Origin of the sequence: Candidatus Mycobacterium methanotrophicum, assembly GCF_023515995.1 — a bacterium.
GTDB classification, from domain to species: domain Bacteria; phylum Actinomycetota; class Actinomycetes; order Mycobacteriales; family Mycobacteriaceae; genus Mycobacterium; species Mycobacterium methanotrophicum.
Window position 1 is genome coordinate 913,788 of the sequence record NZ_CP097320.1, and the last position, 16,387, is coordinate 930,174.

Sequence of the window (16,387 nt, forward strand, 5' to 3'; positions counted from 1 at the left end):
ACCGGCCTTGACCGGCCCTGTGGCGGACGTCACCAACCGCCATCCTTCGGCGCGATTTGACGACTGTCAAGTTTCCTTTTGGGCGCGGCGTGGTGCAAGGTCGAAGTGTGCATATGCAGCAGGACATTCGCGGTGGAGCCGACCACGACCAGGCGGCCACCACTACCAGACGACGGGGCGATCGGCAGCGACACGCCATCGTGGAGGCGGTGCGCGAGCTGCTCGAGGAAAAGCCGTTCGCCCAGTTGTCGGTGAGCACCATCAGCGACCGCGCGGGGGTAGCCCGTTCCGGCTTCTACTTCTACTTCGACTCGAAATACGCCGTGCTGGCCCAGATCCTCGCCGAGGCCACCCATGAACTCGAAGAGCTGACGCAGTACTTCGCGCCCCGCGGGCCGGACGAATCGCCGGCCGCGTTCGCCAAGCGGATGGTCGGCAGCGCCGCCGCGGTCTATGCGCACAATGACCCAGTGATGTCGGCATGCAACGCCGCGCGCAGCACCGACGCCGAAATACGCGACATTCTCGACCAGCAGGTCGACAACGTGATCGAGCAGATCCTCGGCGTCGTCGAGGACGAGCTGCGGGCCGGCACCGCCCACCCCATCAGCGACGACATCCCGGCCCTGGTGCGCACACTGGCGGCCACCACTGCGCAGATGCTCACCGGCGACACCGCCTTCCTGGGGGCCGACCGCGACATGCAGCGGGGCGTGCGGGTGCTCGAGGCGTTGTGGCTCAACGCGCTGTGGGGCGGCTCGGCCGACCGCTGATCGTTACCGTCGGTATCGTCTCACCCCATGGCGAAGACGATTCCTTCCAGGTTCGCGGGTACGCGGTGTTTTCTCACCGGTGCGGCCAGCGGTATTGGCCGTGCGACGGCATTGCGGCTCGCCGGCCACGGTGCCGAGCTCTATCTGACCGACCGCGACGCCGACGGGCTGGCGAAGACCGTGGCCGATGCTCGCGCGCTGGGCGCACGGGTGGCTGAATTCCGGGCGCTCGACATTTCCAACTATGACGAGGTCGCCTCATTTGCCGCCGACATCCACACCAAGCACCCGAGCATGGACATCGTCATGAACATCGCCGGAGTTTCGGCGTGGGGAACCGTCGATCGACTGACCCACGAGCAGTGGACCAGGATGGTCGCGATCAACCTGATGGGCCCGATTCACGTCATCGAGAGCTTCCTGCCGCCGATGGTGGCGGCCCGCCGGGGCGGTCATCTGGTCAACGTGTCCTCGGCCGCCGGGCTGATCGGGCTGCCCTGGCATGCCGCTTACAGCGCAAGCAAATTCGGGTTGCGCGGATTGTCCGAGGTGCTGCGCTTCGACTTGGCCCGCCACCACATCGGGGTGTCGGTGGTTGTTCCCGGCGCGGTCAACACGCCGCTGGTCGATACCGTCGAGATCGCCGGCGTCGATCGCGATGATCCCGGAGTCAGTCGCTGGGTGGGCCGTTTCAGCGGCCACGCGGTGTCGCCGGAAAAAGCCGCCGACAAGATCCTGGCCGGCGTCGCCAAGAATCGGTTTTTGATCTACACCTCGGCCGACATCCGGGCGCTGTACGCGTTCAAACGAGTCGCGTGGTGGCCCTACAGCGTGGTGATGCGCCAAGTCAACGTGCTGTTCGCCAGGGCGTTGCGGCCATCCCCGGTGTCGCGCTGACTCCGAGTTGCCCGGCTGGCCGGACCCCGGAGCGTTACCTTTCGCGCCAGGCGTCCTCATGGCGTCACTGCGTGTGGTGGTTGGCGGGGCGGGCAACCGCGCGGGCTGGTTGGCTGGCGTTGATGCGTGGAAACCACGGCGCTCCCCGCAAAGGGCGGTAGTCGGCGACGGCGAAGGCGGTTATCCCGGCTGCGATCAGCGCACAGAAGACGCCGGGCTGCGGGTAGCGTGTTCGGGGAAGTCAAAGGGAATTAGCCAGGCGAGCAGCAACATTGAGGTGGTGTTGAGTAAGTCGGTTGCGGCGATGAGCGATAGATCAGGGCGGCCCACGCCGTACTGTCCGCCGGTGAACGCCGTGGCGATCCCGAATACGCCAGCGACCAGGAACAGCACGGCGGCCACTGTGTTGAACTGCCAACCGGCTTGGTGGACGCCGCCCACACCTGCCCAGGGCATGAAAAGTGACGCGATGAGCAGTGCGCCGCCGACGCCGGCGATCAGCCGTCGGTATACGGGCGTTTCAGCAGCCATGTCCGTCCTTCGCGACTGGAACCAGTGGTCGGCATGCGTGAAAATAACAGTTGTTATTCCTCGTCAGGAACATAACTGCTGTTATGGCATCATGTCAATGATGCCTTCGACCGACACTTCGTTGAGCGCACGAAACCGCCTCGTGGCCGCGGCCTTGGCCGTCCTCGAAAGAGACGGACCGGCCGCGATTCAAGCGCGAACACTGGCGGGCGAGATCGGCGCGTCGACGATGGCGGTGTACACGCATTTTGGGGGCATGCCCAAGGTCATCGAAGCGGTGATGCGTGAGGGGCTTGCGCGCTTCGCCGAGCACACTCGCGGGGTACCCCAGACCGAAGACCCGATGGCTGATCTCATCGCTGGCGGATTGGCCTACGGCGAATTCGCGATGCAAAACCCGCAGCTGTACCGGTTGCTGTTTGGTCTTTCCGACCTTGCCGCAGTCCACAAGCTCTCAGGTGATGGCGCCACGCCTTGGCATCTCGCCGAAGGAGTCGATGCACTGTCAGTGCTGGTCAGTGCGGTCGAGCGGGTCATTGAAGCCGGCCGGATCCGACCGCAGGAGCCCACCCCTGCGGCCACCCAGATCTTAAGTGCCACACACGGATTCGTGCTGCTGGCGATGACCGGTTTCATCGACTCCCAAGGACTGCAAGACGTCATGGCCCCATTGGCGATCAATTTGATGGTGGGTCTTGGCGACACGCGCCGGCGCGCGAAACGTTCCCTGGCCGCTGCGATCACAGCGCGCGCATCTCTGGGGTATCAGCGCTGCCCGTATCTCGCAAGCCAACACGGTGATTCAGCACGCGGCCGATTTGGTCAACGGGGTGAAATCGGGTGTGGTTGCGCTTGATTCGGCGTACGCGCAGGCGAAGGACCGCAAAGCGCAAGCTGAGGAAGCAGAGCGTTTGATGACTGAACTGCGTGATAAGGCACCCGATTTGGCTGATCAAGTCGTCGAAGGCGAGCTGACCGTCAAGGACGCTTTCAAGAAATGGCGGGACCGCGAATCGTTACGTGAACGGCAAGCGCGGCAAGCCGCAGAGACCGCGACCAGCAACCTCTGCTCGCACATTCCTGTGCTCGCCGCCTGGTGCGGCGACGTCATCACCCGGTATGCCCGGGACTACAACCCTGGTGACGCGTACAGCAGGCGGATCGACAAAAAGATGCTCACCGACGCGCGCACAGCCATCGACGACATCATCCGAGTCCGGGAAGAACGGGGGCTGCCTCGAGCGAGACGAGCCGGGTTGGGGACACGCGTTGCTGCCGGAGGAGAGTCCGGAAGCGACTTATCTGATCCTGGCCGGACCGTGTAGCACTTCGCAATTCACCCCGAGCGAGGGCACGTACGCGGCTCGCTGGGCCATTATGTGGACGCTGAGAACCTGGTGCATTCGAGGTTCCAGCAGTTCGGGCCCTCCCGCGCGATCTCGACCCGCTCTTGATCGCCGACGCTCCTCCAGATGACTCACGCCGATTACGTCGCCGTTCTGCCCGAAAATTGGGCCGCCGCTCATACTTGGCAGGTAATTGCCGGTCGTTCTGAAACTTGGATACGTGCTGAGCACGTTATCGCGGCGGCGGTGATGAATTTCTTCGATTTCACCCTGAGACGCCGTCATGTTGTAACTGGATGGTTCTCCCATCGTCTGCGGGTATCCGAGTCCCACACAGTTTTGCCCCACAACGGGTCTGGCCAATGAGATGCGGTGTGGTCGCATTTCTTCGGACGACGGCCCACCTTCCAGGGTGACTTTGATCAAAGCCACATCACTGAAACCGCTTGCGAGAGAGAGTTGTTTGATACGGTGCCCATGCAGATTGCGTCGAGCCACATCGCTGTCCGTGCCCCGTGGCAGGACGACGAACGCTTCGACGTCGTCTGCACCTTCAAGGCATTCGACCACGTGGGCCGCCGTCGCAAAGATCGTTTCACCGCCGCCGAGCGACGCAACTCAGAACGCGGTACCTTCTGTCGTCACGTCGGTGCCACGGCGGCGGAACATCACCGGCACGACAGCCGTCTGGACGTCCGCTGAGATCGCATCAACGGCAATCGTGTCGGATTCCGCAAACGAGAAACCATAGCCGCCGACGCTCTCGTGAGCCCTCGGCATCTCGGACTCTTCGCTCATATCGACCGAGGCTACCCGTGGGCGCGGTGCAGAAACTGGCGCTGCGTGCGCGTGCTAGCCCCTCACGCGGTCGCCGCATGAGCACGGCGTCGCGGCGACGATGCAGCGACCCGCGAGCGTGTGATCGTTGCCGCATTGTTCGGGCGGCCGGATCATCCAGCGGCCATCGACGCTGAGCACCATGTCACCGACCTCGCTCATCCCCAAGATGTACACCGCCTGCTGCGGCGCAGTCTAGGGTGACGAACGATGGCCGGGTATGAACCGCTTGGGGATCTCTCCGATGACCATGTGACATTCGAAATTGGAACGCTCGGCGACCTCCGCATAGACCTCTTCCTACGAGTGAAAGTGTTCCGAGGCCAGATCAGGTGGTTCTGCCTCGGCCTATGGATGGAGTCAACCGCCGGAAGGTTTGAGCTTGAGCGCGTCGATTGTTGCGACAGCGAACTCCACCGGCACCGCTTCTACCAGCACAGATCCGAGAATCGGGTGAAGATATACGAACTAAGCCCCGGCGATGAGAGAATTGTGGATACCGCGTATCAGATGCAGTACGAGTATCTGATTACGAACTGGGAGCAGATAGTGGATAGGTGGCATCGTGCCCACTGACGAGGATCGCCTCATCGCACAGCGGATGGTGGCGATGCTGTTCAAAGATCCCACGTTCATGCGCCAGCGCATGGCGTTAGAAGACCGCGCTGAACACGCCATCGTCTGTCTCCCAACGGACCCGTACTGGGAGGTGGTGGAGAAGTCGCGCCGCTACCCCGGCTGGGTGATCGTATTTGTTGTCTATCCTCCGCCGGGCGGCACAGGCACGGCACGGGTCGAAATTCGCGAGTTCCTGCCTCGGCAAGCCCAGCACGGCGACGTCGAGCCTGATCGTGACATGACCGTCGAAACAGCATTCCGAATGCTGGAAAAAGCTGAAGATATGGGCATCGACTTGCTCACGCGAAACCGCCGCGAATTTGCACCGTTCGCCCGGCAGCGCCGAGTGCTTGTCTCCTAACTAACCGCAATTAAACTTAGACGATAAGGTCATTCTCGTGCGAGTAGACCACGATCGTGTCGTCGCTGCTGTCGCCAGCGAGCGGCGTCAGATTGCGACGCTGATCGACGGCTTGGGCGACACTGAGTTGACGACGCCCAGCCTGTGTGCGGGCTGGGATGTCAAGACTGTGGCCGCACAGCTGGCCTGCTCTGTCGGCGAAGGTTTCTCGGTGGCCATGAGGAGAGCCCTGCGGCGCGGCAGTCTGGCCCGGGCGATAGACGAGCTCGCACGGCGTCGTGCGCAGATGATGCCGGTCACCGAAATCGTTGCCACGCTGCGTGAGCGGGCCGATTACCCGTTGAGTCCGCCGGTGTTCGGGCCGGTGGCCCCTTTCACCGATATCTTGATCCATGGCGGCGACATCAGGATCCCCCTTGGCCTCGCGTTTGAGCGTCAGCGTGACTGTCTTCGATCAGCTCGGTGCGCTGCCGTTCTACAACGAGGACATCGACAACGAGGCCGACGTGTCCGCCGCGGTCACCGCGTTGCGGGCGGCCGCCGCCGAGGCCGATGCGGCTCTGGTGGTGACCCCGGAATGCAACGGCAGCATCCCGGCCGTCATCAAGAACGCGATCGACTGGCTCTCGCGGCCGTTCGGCAACAGCGCGCTGAAGGACAAGCCGCTGGCCGTGATCGGCGGGTCGTTCGGCCGCTTCGGCGGCGTCTGGGCGCACGACGAGACACGCAAGTCCTTCGGGATCGCCGGCCCGCGCGTCGTCGAGGCGATCAAGCTGTCGGTGCCGTTCGGATCGCTGAACGGACAGCCACCGCGGGAGAACGCGGAGCTGGCGGGCAATGTGCGCGAGGCGGTGGGCAAGCTGATCGCGGAAGTGGGCTGACGCGGCCCGGGATCGTTTGCTGAGCGGATCCGCCGGCGGGTGCCGTCGGCGCCGGGCGGTAGAGATGGGTGGAGGCCGGCACGACGTTATTTTGTGACCTACGACACGCCGGAGCCGCACCGGCGTCGGGGCTTACGACCAGGGAATTTCATGAATGTTTTTCAGAACATCTTGTATCCCTTCGTATTGTCACCCACTAGGTGTAGTGTTTGCGACACCGACAGACCGCAGGTTCACCAGGTCGGCCGCGCCGCCCCAACCGGCATCGCACGCAGGCTGAAGCGAAACGGCGAGATGGGAATTCTGCGGCGCGGTGGTCTGCTGAATAGCAGTACACATGCAAGACCTGAGTAGTTGCCCGTCCGTGTCCAGTCCCGACCGTCGACAGAGGAGTCGTCCCGATGAGCGTCACCGTCTACACCAAGCCGGCATGTGTGCAGTGCAACGCCACGCACAAGGCGCTGGACAAGCAAGGCGTCGCCTACGAAAAGGTCGACATCAGCCTGGACGCCGAGGCGCGCGACTACGTGATGGCGCTGGGATACCTGCAGGCGCCCGTGGTGGTGGCCGGAAGCGAGCACTGGTCGGGTTTTCGGCCGGACCGGATCAAGGCGCTCGCCGGTGCGTTGCTGAGCGCGTAGCCGGCAGCGGCGCGGGCGGACAGGAGGAGACCGTGGTGCCGTCCTGCAACCTGGTGTATTTCTCCAGCGTCTCGGAGAACACCCACCGCTTCGTGAAGAAGCTGGGTATTCCGGCGACGCGGATACCGCTGCACGGCCGTATCGAGGTGGGCCGGCCGTATGTGCTGGTACTGCCGACCTACGGTGGCGGCCGGGCGACTCCGAGCATCAACGATGGTGGCTATGTCCCCAAGCAGGTCATCGCATTTCTGAACAACGAGCACAACCGGTCGTTGATCCGCGGCGTCATCGCCGCGGGCAACAACAACTTCGGCGCCGAATTCGCCTATGCGGGCAACGTGGTCTCCCGCAAGTGCGGCGTTCCGTATCTATACCGCTTCGAACTGATGGGAACCGAGGACGACGTGCAAGCCGTCCGCGCGGGCCTAGCTGACTTCTGGAAGGACGACACGTGCCACCAACCGCCGGAACTGCAGAGCGTGTAACGCCCGTTGGGCACGGAGCCCAGTCTTCGGGGCTGGGCGAGACGGACTACCACGCCCTGAATGCGATGCTGAATCTGTACGACGCCGACGGCAAGATTCAGTTCGACAAGGATCGGGAAGCCGCACATCAGTACTTCCTGCAGCACGTCAACCAGAACACCGTCTTCTTCCACAATCAGGACGAGAAGCTCGACTACCTGGTTCGCGAAAACTATTACGAGCGTGAGATTCTCGACCAGTACTCGCGCAACTTCGTCAAGACCTTGCTCGACCGCGCGTACGCCAAGAAGTTCCGCTTCCCGACCTTCCTGGGCGCGTTCAAGTACTACACCTCCTACACGCTGAAGACGTTCGACGGCAAGCGGTATCTGGAGCGCTTCGAAGACCGGGTCGTCATGGTCGCACTCACCCTGGCCGCCGGTGACGCCGGATTGGCCGAGAAGCTGGTCGACGAGATCATCGACGGCCGGTTCCAGCCGGCCACCCCGACGTTCCTCAACTCGGGCAAAAAGCAACGGGGAGAGCCGGTTTCGTGCTTTTTGCTTCGCATCGAAGACAATATGGAGTCCATCGGGCGATCGATCAACTCGGCATTGCAGCTGTCCAAGCGCGGCGGCGGAGTCGCGTTGCTGCTGACCAACATTCGCGAGCACGGCGCGCCGATCAAGAACATCGAAAACCAGTCTTCCGGGGTCATTCCGATCATGAAGCTGCTGGAGGATTCGTTCTCTTACGCCAACCAGCTCGGCGCCCGCCAAGGCGCCGGCGCGGTCTACCTGCACGCGCATCATCCGGACATTTACCGCTTCCTGGACACCAAGCGGGAAAACGCCGACGAGAAGATCCGGATCAAGACGCTGAGCCTGGGCGTGGTGATTCCCGACATCACCTTCGAGCTGGCGAAGAACAACGAGGACATGTACCTGTTCTCGCCGTACGACGTTGAACGCATCTACGGTGTGCCCTTCGCCGACATCTCGGTCACCGAGAAGTACTACGAAATGGTCGACGACGCGCGCATCCGCAAGACCAAGGTCAAGGCCCGCGAGTTCTTTCAGACGCTGGCCGAGCTGCAGTTCGAGTCCGGCTATCCCTACATCATGTTCGAGGACACAGTGAACCGGGCCAACCCGATCGAGGGCAAGATCACCCACTCCAACCTGTGCTCGGAGATCCTGCAGGTGTCCACGCCGTCGTTGTTCAACGAGGATCTCACCTATGCCAAAGTGGGCAAAGATATTTCGTGCAACCTGGGTTCGCTGAACATCGCCAAGGCGATGGATTCGCCGGACTTCGCGCAGACCATCGAGGTCGCCATCCGGGCGCTGACGGCGGTGAGCGACCAGACCCACATCTGGTCGGTGCCCTCGATCGAGCAGGGCAACAACGACTCGCACGCGATCGGGCTCGGGCAGATGAACCTGCACGGCTATCTGGCCCGCGAACGCATCTTCTACGGCTCGCAGGAGGGCATCGACTTCACCAACGTCTACTTCTACACGGTGCTCTACCATGCGCTGCGGGCGTCGAATCGCATTGCCATTGAGAGAGGCACGCGGTTCAAAGGCTTCGAGCGGTCCAAATACGCGTCGGGGGAGTTCTTCGACAAGTACACCGACCAGGTCTGGGCACCCAAGACCGAGAAGGTGCGTCAGCTTTTCGCCGAGGCAGCGATCCGCATCCCGGACCAAGACGACTGGCGCAGACTGAAGGAGTCGGTGGCCGCGCACGGCATCTACAACCAGAATCTGCAGGCGGTGCCGCCGACCGGATCGATCTCCTACATCAACCACTCGACGAGCTCGATCCACCCGATCGTGTCCAAGGTCGAGATCCGCAAGGAAGGCAAGATCGGCCGCGTCTACTACCCGGCGCCCTACATGACCAACGACAACCTGGAGTACTACCAGGACGCCTACGAGATCGGCTACGAGAAGATCGTCGACACCTATGCCGCGGCCACCCAGCATGTGGATCAAGGGCTTTCGTTGACGCTGTTCTTCATGGACACCGCGACCACGCGCGACGTGAACAAGGCGCAGATCTACGCCTGGCGCAAGGGCATCAAGACGCTGTACTACATCCGGCTACGCCAGATGGCCCTGGAAGGAACCGAGGTCGAGGGCTGCGTGTCCTGCGCGCTCTAGGGCCGGCGGGCCGCTTCCCGCCGAGTGGCCACTTAGCGCACACAACTCGGCGTTCTACGTGCCATAACTGGCCGCTCGGCGGTCAGTCTGCCCAGGTCAGCTAGCGCAAAGAGGTATGGTGCTTGACGTGGTCAGAATCCCCCGACCTCCTCGGCCCCACCCCAGCGCGAAGCCCGGGGTCAAGGTGGACGCGCGCAGCGAACGCTGGCGCGAACACCGCAAGAAGGTGCGCGGTGAGATCGTCGCGGCGGCGTTTCGCGCCATCGACCGGTTGGGGTCCGACCTTTCCGTCCGCGAGATCGCCGAAGAAGCCGGCACCGCCAAACCCAAGATCTACCGGCATTTCACCGACAAATCCGACTTGTTCCAGGCGATCGGGGAGCGGCTGCGCGACATGCTGTGGGCGGCGGTGTTCCCGTCGATCGACTTCGGCACCAACACGGTTCGCGAGATCATCCACCGTAGCGCACAGGAGTACGTCAACCTGGTCGACGAGCATCCCAACGTGCTGCGGTTTTTCATCCAGGGCCGCTTTCCGGAGCAGTCCGAGTCGACGATGCGGACGCTGAACGAGGGCCGGGAGATCACCCTGGCGATGGCCGAGATGTTCAGCAACGAGCTGCGCGAGATGGACCTCGACCCCGCCGCGTTCGAACTAACCGCCTTTGCCGCATTCGGTTCGGCCGCGGCGGCCACCGATTGGTGGCTGGGATCGGACCCGGACAGCCCGCGACGGATGGCCCGCGACACGTTCGTCGAGCACCTCACCACGATCATGCTGGGCGTCATCGTCGGGACCGCCGAGCTGCTCGGTATCAAAATGGACCCCGACCAGCCCATCCATAACGCGGTGCCGCGCAATTCTGCGGCGAGCTGAGCATCGGCGGCGCGGCGTTGACCTCGCCGCAGCCGTCGACACCACGTTGCGGTACCATCGGTACCGGGTAAACGGAAAGAAAGACGGAAAGAAAGACTGAGATGAGTGTTGCCGAGTCGACGACCCAGCCCGAAGCGCAGGCCCCGCCGGTGCATACCCGTGCCGTCATCATCGGAACGGGTTTCTCCGGGCTCGGGATGGCGATCGCGCTGCAGCGCCAGGGTGTGGACTTCATCATTCTGGAGAAGGCCGACGACGTCGGCGGCACCTGGCGAGACAACAGTTATCCCGGCTGCGCCTGCGACGTGCCCTCGCACCTGTACTCGTTCTCCTTCGAACCGAAGGCCACCTGGAGCAAGCTGTTCTCCCCGCAACCGGAGATCTGGGACTACCTCAGAGGCGTCACCGACAAGTACGGGCTGCGCCGTTACATCCGGTTCGGGTCGCTGGTGAACCGCGCGCACTGGGACGACAGCGAATATCGCTGGCACGTGTTCACCGAGTCCGGGCAGGAGTACGTGACCCAGTACCTGATCTCGGGCGCCGGTGCGCTGCATATCCCGCGGCTTCCGGACATCGGGGGTATGGACGAATTCCGCGGCGCCGCTTTCCATTCCGCGCAGTGGGACCACAGTGTCGACCTGGCCGGCAAGCGGGTGGCGGTGATCGGGACCGGGGCAAGCGCCATCCAGATTGTGCCTGAGCTGGTGCGCGAGGCCGGCGTGGTCGGGGTGCAGCTGTACCAGCGCACTCCGCCATGGGTGGTGCCGCGGCCGAACGGTCCGTTCTCGGATCGGTTGCGCTGGGCGTTCGCCAACGTGCCCGGTCTTCGGCTGGCGGTGCGGTCTGGGATCTACTGGGGACTCGAAGGCTTGGGCTACGCGATGACTCGGCGCCCGAGCCTGCTACGTGCTGTCGAATTGGTCGGCAAGTGGAACATCCGCCGCAACGTTCGCGACAAGGACCTGCGCCGCAGGCTGACACCGCGCTACCGTGCCGGCTGCAAACGAATCCTCTACGCCCCCGACTACTACCAGGCGGTGGCGGATCCCAAGACGACGCTGATCACCGAGCGGATCACCCGCATCACCCCCGACGGCATCCTCACCGACGACGGTGTCGAGCACGCGGTCGACGTCATCGTGTACGCGACCGGATTCCACGTCACCGACTCCTACACCTACGTCGATATCAAGGGCCCGCGCGGCGAGGATCTGGTGGACCGCTGGAACCGGGAAGGGGTGGTGGCGCATCGCGGCATCGCCGTGGCCGACATGCCCAACTTGTTCTTCCTCCTCGGACCGAACACCGGCCTCGGTCATACTTCGGTGGTCTTCATGATCGAGTCGCAGATCCACTATGTGGCCGAGGCGATAGCCGCGGTCGACAAGGCCGGCGCGCAGGCGCTGGCGCCCAGCCGCTCGGCTCAGGACCGGTTCAACGCCGAGCTGCAGGACAAGCTGGCCGGCTCGGTGTGGAACACCGGTGGTTGCAGCAGTTGGTACCTCGACGAGCACGGTGTCAACCGAACGCTGTGGAGCGGCATGACGTGGCAGTACTGGCGCTCGACTCGCTCGCTCAAACCCGCGGAATACCGGTTCTTCGGGGTGGGCAGCGGCTCGCCGGCAAATCGCCAGAAAGTCAGCGCCTGAGCAGATCGGTGAAGGCACTGGCAGCAGCGTCCACGCCGGCCTCGTCGTCAGTGGCGACCAGGTCCAGCAGCAGGCCGCGCACGACGGCCAGCCCGAGCCGTGCCATCGCGGGATCGTATTCATCGCCGGCGGCGGCCGCGACCTCGGCCAGCCAGCCGTTGACCGCGTTGGGAACCATACGCGTGAAAGGCTTTTCGCCCTGGGTCGCCCGCGAGTAGCACTCGAAGAAGAGCCGTTCCAACTGGCGCAGCTCTGGGCGTCGAACGTCGGCCCACATAGCGGCGAAGCCTTCGGCCGGGCTCGTGGGCAATTCGGAGAGCAGCCCCTTCTGGCGGCGTTCGACCTCCTCAATAATCGCGACCAACAGGTCCTCTCGAGACCCGAAGTGGTGCAACAGCATTCGGTGGCTGGTGCCGACTGCTTCGGCGACGTCGCGCAGCGACCGCCCGCCGACGCCGCCCGCTGCGAACTCCTCGACGAGCGCGTCGAAGAGTTGGCGGCGCCGGTGTGAGTCAGGAGTGCGAATCATCGGCCCGGCTGAGCCGCTCAGAGCGAGCCTTGAGCCCTTGGGCCTCGAGTTCGAGGAAGCGCCTGGTCTTCTTGACCATCAGCCGCCCGACGAGAGAACCGAGTAAGCCGCGCAGGTCGATTTGTTGGCGCACCAGGGTGCGGCCGCCAGGTTTGGCGATGACGTCGTGGCAGGCAGTCACTCGCGCGCCGGGAGAGCGCCCCACCCACGTCCAGGATGAGCCCGGTTCAAGCTCGGTGACCTTCCACACCAGCTTCGACATGCCGGGCTGCTTAATCGCGAACCGTCTGCCGACGGCGAGGCCTGCGCCATCCAAGCCGACCAAGGAAGTCACCGACGCGGTCCACTCGGGCCAGCGTTCGACGTCGCTGAAGACCTGCCACACCAGGTGTGGCGGCGCGTCGATCCCAACACTGTCTTCGGTAAACATGTACCAAATGGTACATCCAGCGTCTGGTGCTGAACAGTGGTTCGGGGCGCGGCGACACGCGAACACAAGGTCTTGTGCTACCTCGTCTTGTCGCACCCCAGGGGTAGTGTTTGAAGTCTGAGCATGCTCGAATACCCGTCCTGGTGAAGTGGGGTTCTGGTGACCGAAAAACTGAAGCTGATCGACCGGGTTTCGGCAATCAATTGGAACCGTGTGCACGACGAAAAGGACGCCGAGGTCTGGGAGCGGCTGACCGGCAACTTCTGGTTGCCCGAAAAGGTGCCGGTGTCCAATGACATCCCGTCGTGGGGCACGCTGACCGACCACGAGAAGCAACTGACCATGCGGGTGTTCACCGGGCTGACTTTGCTGGACACCATCCAGGGCACTGTCGGGGCGGTCAGCCTGATTCCCGACGCGTTGACGCCGCACGAAGAGGCGGTCTACACCAACATCGCCTTCATGGAGTCGGTGCACGCCAAGAGCTACAGCTCCATCTTCTCCACACTGTGCTCCACTGCCGAGATCGACGACGCCTTCCGCTGGTCGGGGGAGAACCCCAACTTGCAGCGCAAGGCCGAGATCGTGATGCAGTACTACCGCGGCGACGAGCCGCTCAAGCGCAAAGTGGCCTCCACGCTATTGGAAAGCTTCCTGTTCTACTCCGGCTTCTACCTGCCGATGTACTGGTCGAGCCGGGCCAAGCTGACCAACACTGCCGACATGATCCGGCTGATCATCCGCGACGAAGCCGTGCACGGCTATTACATCGGGTACAAATTCCAGCGCGGGCTGGCGCTGCAGGACGTTGCCAAGCAGGCCGAGCTGAAGGACTACACCTACGAGCTGCTTTTCGAGCTTTACGACAACGAGGTGGAGTACACCCAGGATCTTTACGACGAAGTCGGGCTGACCGAGGACGTCAAGAAGTTCCTGCGCTACAACGCAAACAAGGCACTGATGAATCTCGGCTACGAGGCGTTGTTCCCGCGCGACGAGACCGACGTCAACCCGGCCATCCTGTCCGCGCTGTCACCCAATGCCGACGAAAACCACGACTTCTTCTCGGGCTCCGGATCGTCGTACGTGATCGGCAAAGCCGTCGTCACCGAAGACGAAGACTGGAACTTTTAGACCACGGGGTACTGGTGGGCATTCGACTGATCCTGCAACCCGGGTGGCTGCGATTTGTGGTGTGGGGGTTTATCTCTGCCGTGGGCTGGGGTGTGTTTACCAGCCTGCAGTCGAGCTATGAGTTCGAAAGCTCCTTCCTTTCAGCGATCTTCTTCGGTGCCGCCCTTGGCGGATATTTGACGGCTACGACGCAAGGCATGCACCGAGCGGCTCAAGAAGCGGTAGCCGGACTCGACCAATCGGGACTTTCCGATGCGATTAACGGGGTCTTGCGGGGCGTCGCGCCTGCCGATCCCGATGTGCGGGCGTCGGCAACGCGGCTCGGCAAAATCTATCTTCGCAACAAGACGCCCGATCAACTCAAGCACGCAGAGATATGGACCTGGGTCACGTTTGGTGTCCTCATCGCCGGCAGCATCGCTGGTGCTGTCGGGTTCCACAACGACAGGCTGCCCTTCGTGGTAGTTGCGGTGCTGGCTGCGATCCTGCTGCCCGTCTCGTCGGTCCGCACGCGGCGTATCCAGCGCAATGCCGCGCTGCTCGCCGGGGGGCCCGACTAGGCGGGGCTGCCGGCGTCGCCGCTTCTCGCACGCATGAACTCTCGGTGCGCCGGACACCATCGACGCCTGGTATTCGCAGTCCCGCCGCCGCGGCTGCACTCGAAAGCCTAAGAATGCTAATCACTTTCGCCGACGACACCGGCCGCGGGAGGCGGCGGGCGGGCCTGTGAAATGAACGGAGCATGAATTGTGCGCATGATGCGCCGCCACACTGGCGCCGGGGACTCACCTTTCGTGACACTTAGGAGGTGGCGATAACACCGTCTTCTACGGCCGCTTTCTTCCGTTCGGTGATCCGGTGGCTGCAGGTCGGCTACCCGGAAGGCGTTCCCGGCCCGGACCGCGTGCCGCTGCTCGCGCTGCTGCGCAGCACGCCGCTCACCGAGGATGAGATCACCGAAGTGGTCGACGCCATCGACGAGGAAGTCGACGGTCAGGTCGACCGTGACGTGATCGCGGACTTCATCTCGGATATGACGCAATACGACGCCGGCCCGGAGAACATCGCGCGAGTGGCCGCCAGGCTTGCCGCCGCTGGTTGGCCGCTGGCAGGTGTCGCCGGCGAGAAGCAAAGCGACGCGTCTAACGGCGAAGCTGCCGCCTCACAAGCCTGACGTGTCGATCACGAAGCGGTAGCGCACGTCGCTGGCCAACACCCGCTCGTAGGCCTCGTTGACATAGTCCGGCTCGATGACCTCGATTTCCGGCGACACGTTGTGCTCGGCGCAGAAGTTCAGCATCTCCTGGGTCTCGGCGATGCCGCCGATGTTCGACCCGGACAAGCTGCGCCGTGCCAGCGCCAGCGGGAACACCGGCACCTCCATCGGGTGCTCCGGGATACCCAGCTCGACGAGCGTGCCGTCAACGTCAAGCAGGTTCAGATAGTCGCCGAGGTTGAGGTTGGCCGAGACGGTGTTGAGGATCAAGTCGAAGCTGCCGCGCAGCTGGCGGAAGGTGTCCCGGTCCGCGGTGGCGTAGTAGTGGCTGGCGCCCAGGCGCAGTCCGTCCTCCATCTTTTTCAGCGACTGCGACAGCACCGTCACGTCGGCGCCCATCGCCGCGCCCAGCTTGACGCCCATGTGACCCAGCCCGCCCAGGCCGATGATGGCCAGCCGCGTGCCCTTTCCGGCCTTCCAATGCCGCAGCGGCGAGAACAGCGTGATGCCGGCGCATAGCAGCGGGGCCGCTTTGTCCAGCGGCAGCGAGTCGGGGATGCGCACAACGAAGTTCTCGTCGACGACGATCGCCTGGCTGTAGCCGCCCTGCGTGGGCGTGCCGTCTTTGTCGATCGAGTTGTAGGTGAAGATAGCGCCGGGCTTGCAGTATTGCTCGAGACCGGCCTCACAGCTGGTGCACTTACCGCACGAGTTCACCATGCAGCCCACGCCAACATGGTCGCCCACCTGGTATTTGGTGACCTCGGGGCCGACGGCGCTCACCACACCGGCGATCTCGTGGCCGGGGACCACCGGGTAATTGGGTTGACCCCATTCGGCTTTGACGGTGTGGATGTCGGAGTGGCAGATGCCGACGAACTTGATGTCGATGGCCACGTCGTGCGGCCCAGGGTCGCGACGCGTGATCGTGGTCTTGGTCAGCGGCTCGGTTGCCGAGGTGGCGGCATATGCGGAAACAGTGCTCATGGGTGGTCCTCTTGAGTGTGCTCTTCGGTATCAATGTGTCGTTAA

Annotated in this window: 21 protein-coding genes and 1 pseudogene; 16 read left to right on the top strand and 6 right to left on the bottom strand. The window is 63.4% G+C overall.

Annotation, left to right across the window (positions count from 1 at the left end):
• The first annotated feature begins 113 nt into the window (after positions 1-113).
• Positions 114-773 (top strand): TetR/AcrR family transcriptional regulator, encoded by a 660-nt coding sequence (locus tag M5I08_RS04960; RefSeq protein WP_219066718.1) that lies wholly within the window; start codon positions 114-116, stop codon positions 771-773.
• A gap of 27 nt (positions 774-800) precedes the next feature.
• The gene (locus M5I08_RS04965; protein WP_219066717.1) at positions 801-1,670 is read left to right on the top strand and encodes an SDR family oxidoreductase; all 870 of its coding nucleotides are present in this window, start codon (positions 801-803) and stop codon (positions 1,668-1,670) included.
• A gap of 195 nt (positions 1,671-1,865) precedes the next feature.
• Here the strand turns inward: M5I08_RS04965 and M5I08_RS04970 are convergent, their stop codons facing one another.
• Positions 1,866-2,111, bottom strand: a complete 246-nt coding sequence (locus tag M5I08_RS04970) for a hypothetical protein (RefSeq protein WP_219066716.1) — start codon at positions 2,109-2,111, stop codon at positions 1,866-1,868.
• Between the two features lie 13 nt (positions 2,112-2,124).
• Here M5I08_RS04970 and M5I08_RS04975 point away from each other — a divergent pair, with 13 nt between their 5' ends.
• Together M5I08_RS04975 and M5I08_RS04980 are read left to right on the top strand one after the other, a co-directional pair.
• Positions 2,125-3,057 carry a TetR/AcrR family transcriptional regulator gene (locus M5I08_RS04975; RefSeq protein ID WP_249763132.1) on the top strand — a complete coding sequence of 311 codons (933 nt, stop codon included), beginning with the start codon at positions 2,125-2,127 and terminating at the stop codon, positions 3,055-3,057.
• Positions 3,058-3,115: 58 nt separating this feature from the next.
• Positions 3,116-3,526, top strand: coding sequence for a hypothetical protein (locus M5I08_RS04980; protein WP_249763133.1), 411 nt, complete (start codon positions 3,116-3,118; stop codon positions 3,524-3,526).
• On the opposite strand, the gene M5I08_RS26575 is transcribed toward M5I08_RS04980, so the two are convergent.
• Both M5I08_RS26575 and M5I08_RS26580 read right to left on the bottom strand, forming a co-directional pair.
• On the bottom strand, positions 3,500-4,117 hold the full coding sequence (locus M5I08_RS26575) for a trypsin-like peptidase domain-containing protein (RefSeq protein ID WP_219066713.1): 618 nt from the start codon (positions 4,115-4,117) through the stop codon (positions 3,500-3,502). The two genes, M5I08_RS04980 and M5I08_RS26575, sit on opposite strands and share 27 nt — an antisense overlap.
• 48 nt (positions 4,118-4,165) lie before the next feature.
• A complete protein-coding gene (locus tag M5I08_RS26580) occupies positions 4,166-4,345 on the bottom strand; it encodes a hypothetical protein (RefSeq protein ID WP_219066712.1) in 180 nt (59 codons plus the stop codon).
• A gap of 249 nt (positions 4,346-4,594) precedes the next feature.
• On the opposite strand from M5I08_RS26580, the gene M5I08_RS04990 reads away from it, so the two are divergent.
• The 9 genes and pseudogenes from M5I08_RS04990 to M5I08_RS05030 all read left to right on the top strand — a co-directional run bounded on the left by M5I08_RS04990 (position 4,595) and on the right by M5I08_RS05030 (position 12,046).
• A complete protein-coding gene (locus M5I08_RS04990) occupies positions 4,595-4,960 on the top strand; it encodes a hypothetical protein (protein ID WP_219066710.1) in 366 nt (121 codons plus the stop codon).
• Between the two features lie 25 nt (positions 4,961-4,985).
• The gene (locus M5I08_RS04995) at positions 4,986-5,363 is read left to right on the top strand and encodes a hypothetical protein (protein WP_219066709.1); all 378 of its coding nucleotides are present in this window, start codon (positions 4,986-4,988) and stop codon (positions 5,361-5,363) included.
• 37 nt (positions 5,364-5,400) lie between these two features.
• A pseudogene (locus tag M5I08_RS05000) lies at positions 5,401-5,835 on the top strand (maleylpyruvate isomerase family mycothiol-dependent enzyme); the annotation flags it as partial.
• Entirely contained in the window at positions 5,780-6,244 is a 465-nt protein-coding gene (locus tag M5I08_RS05005; protein WP_370328576.1) for an NAD(P)H-dependent oxidoreductase, read from the top strand. The pseudogene M5I08_RS05000 and the gene M5I08_RS05005, both read left to right, overlap by 56 nt.
• Before the next feature lie 401 nt (positions 6,245-6,645).
• Positions 6,646-6,885 (top strand): redoxin NrdH, encoded by a 240-nt coding sequence (locus M5I08_RS05010; protein WP_219066707.1) that lies wholly within the window; start codon positions 6,646-6,648, stop codon positions 6,883-6,885.
• Positions 6,886-6,920: 35 nt separating this feature from the next.
• Positions 6,921-7,370, top strand: coding sequence for a class Ib ribonucleoside-diphosphate reductase assembly flavoprotein NrdI (gene nrdI / locus M5I08_RS05015; protein ID WP_219066706.1), 450 nt, complete (start codon positions 6,921-6,923; stop codon positions 7,368-7,370).
• A complete protein-coding gene (gene nrdE / locus M5I08_RS05020; RefSeq protein ID WP_370328577.1) occupies positions 7,337-9,517 on the top strand; it encodes a class 1b ribonucleoside-diphosphate reductase subunit alpha in 2,181 nt (726 codons plus the stop codon). Before nrdI ends, nrdE begins: the two co-directional genes overlap by 34 nt.
• 136 nt (positions 9,518-9,653) lie before the next feature.
• The gene (locus tag M5I08_RS05025; protein ID WP_219066746.1) at positions 9,654-10,394 is read left to right on the top strand and encodes a TetR/AcrR family transcriptional regulator; all 741 of its coding nucleotides are present in this window, start codon (positions 9,654-9,656) and stop codon (positions 10,392-10,394) included.
• Positions 10,395-10,495: 101 nt separating this feature from the next.
• Complete coding sequence (locus tag M5I08_RS05030) at positions 10,496-12,046, top strand: flavin-containing monooxygenase (RefSeq protein ID WP_219066705.1); 1,551 nt, start codon at positions 10,496-10,498, stop codon at positions 12,044-12,046.
• Here M5I08_RS05030 and M5I08_RS05035 read toward each other — a convergent pair.
• Positions 12,036-12,575, bottom strand: coding sequence for a TetR/AcrR family transcriptional regulator (locus tag M5I08_RS05035; protein WP_219066704.1), 540 nt, complete (start codon positions 12,573-12,575; stop codon positions 12,036-12,038). The genes M5I08_RS05030 and M5I08_RS05035 overlap by 11 nt on opposite strands.
• Positions 12,559-13,005 (bottom strand): SRPBCC family protein, encoded by a 447-nt coding sequence (locus M5I08_RS05040; protein WP_219066703.1) that lies wholly within the window; start codon positions 13,003-13,005, stop codon positions 12,559-12,561. The genes M5I08_RS05035 and M5I08_RS05040 overlap by 17 nt, the downstream gene beginning before the upstream one ends.
• 159 nt (positions 13,006-13,164) lie before the next feature.
• Here M5I08_RS05040 and nrdF point away from each other — a divergent pair, with 159 nt between their 5' ends.
• The 3 genes from nrdF (at position 13,165) to M5I08_RS05055 (ending at position 15,313) form a co-directional block, all read left to right on the top strand.
• On the top strand, positions 13,165-14,139 hold the full coding sequence (gene nrdF, locus M5I08_RS05045; protein WP_219066702.1) for a class 1b ribonucleoside-diphosphate reductase subunit beta: 975 nt from the start codon (positions 13,165-13,167) through the stop codon (positions 14,137-14,139).
• 14 nt (positions 14,140-14,153) lie between these two features.
• Entirely contained in the window at positions 14,154-14,699 is a 546-nt protein-coding gene (locus M5I08_RS05050; RefSeq protein ID WP_219066701.1) for a hypothetical protein, read from the top strand.
• 290 nt (positions 14,700-14,989) lie between these two features.
• Positions 14,990-15,313 (top strand): DUF3349 domain-containing protein, encoded by a 324-nt coding sequence (locus M5I08_RS05055; RefSeq protein ID WP_219066744.1) that lies wholly within the window; start codon positions 14,990-14,992, stop codon positions 15,311-15,313.
• On the opposite strand, the gene M5I08_RS05060 is transcribed toward M5I08_RS05055, so the two are convergent.
• Positions 15,302-16,342: an NAD(P)-dependent alcohol dehydrogenase gene (locus tag M5I08_RS05060; RefSeq protein WP_219066700.1), complete on the bottom strand. Its 1,041-nt coding sequence runs from the start codon at positions 16,340-16,342 to the stop codon at positions 15,302-15,304. The genes M5I08_RS05055 and M5I08_RS05060 overlap by 12 nt on opposite strands.
• Positions 16,343-16,387 lie beyond the last annotated feature (45 nt).

What these genes read in the sequence shown, in the direction of transcription:
- M5I08_RS04965 (WP_219066717.1), top strand. Translation starts at nt 801, where the DNA reads ATGGCGAAGACGATTCCTTCCAGGTTCGCGGGTACGCGGTGTTTTCTC.
- M5I08_RS05030 (WP_219066705.1), top strand. Translation starts at nt 10,496, where the DNA reads ATGAGTGTTGCCGAGTCGACGACCCAGCCCGAAGCGCAGGCCCCGCCG.
- M5I08_RS04990 (WP_219066710.1), top strand. Translation starts at nt 4,595, where the DNA reads ATGGCCGGGTATGAACCGCTTGGGGATCTCTCCGATGACCATGTGACA.
- M5I08_RS04980 (WP_249763133.1), top strand. Translation starts at nt 3,116, where the DNA reads ATGACTGAACTGCGTGATAAGGCACCCGATTTGGCTGATCAAGTCGTC.
- M5I08_RS04960 (WP_219066718.1), top strand. Translation starts at nt 114, where the DNA reads ATGCAGCAGGACATTCGCGGTGGAGCCGACCACGACCAGGCGGCCACC.
- M5I08_RS26580 (WP_219066712.1), bottom strand. Translation starts at nt 4,345, where the DNA reads ATGAGCGAAGAGTCCGAGATGCCGAGGGCTCACGAGAGCGTCGGCGGC.
- M5I08_RS04995 (WP_219066709.1), top strand. Translation starts at nt 4,986, where the DNA reads ATGGTGGCGATGCTGTTCAAAGATCCCACGTTCATGCGCCAGCGCATG.
- M5I08_RS05060 (WP_219066700.1), bottom strand. Translation starts at nt 16,342, where the DNA reads ATGAGCACTGTTTCCGCATATGCCGCCACCTCGGCAACCGAGCCGCTG.
- M5I08_RS04975 (WP_249763132.1), top strand. Translation starts at nt 2,125, where the DNA reads ATGAAAAGTGACGCGATGAGCAGTGCGCCGCCGACGCCGGCGATCAGC.
- M5I08_RS05035 (WP_219066704.1), bottom strand. Translation starts at nt 12,575, where the DNA reads ATGATTCGCACTCCTGACTCACACCGGCGCCGCCAACTCTTCGACGCG.
- M5I08_RS05010 (WP_219066707.1), top strand. Translation starts at nt 6,646, where the DNA reads ATGAGCGTCACCGTCTACACCAAGCCGGCATGTGTGCAGTGCAACGCC.
- M5I08_RS05040 (WP_219066703.1), bottom strand. Translation starts at nt 13,005, where the DNA reads ATGTTTACCGAAGACAGTGTTGGGATCGACGCGCCGCCACACCTGGTG.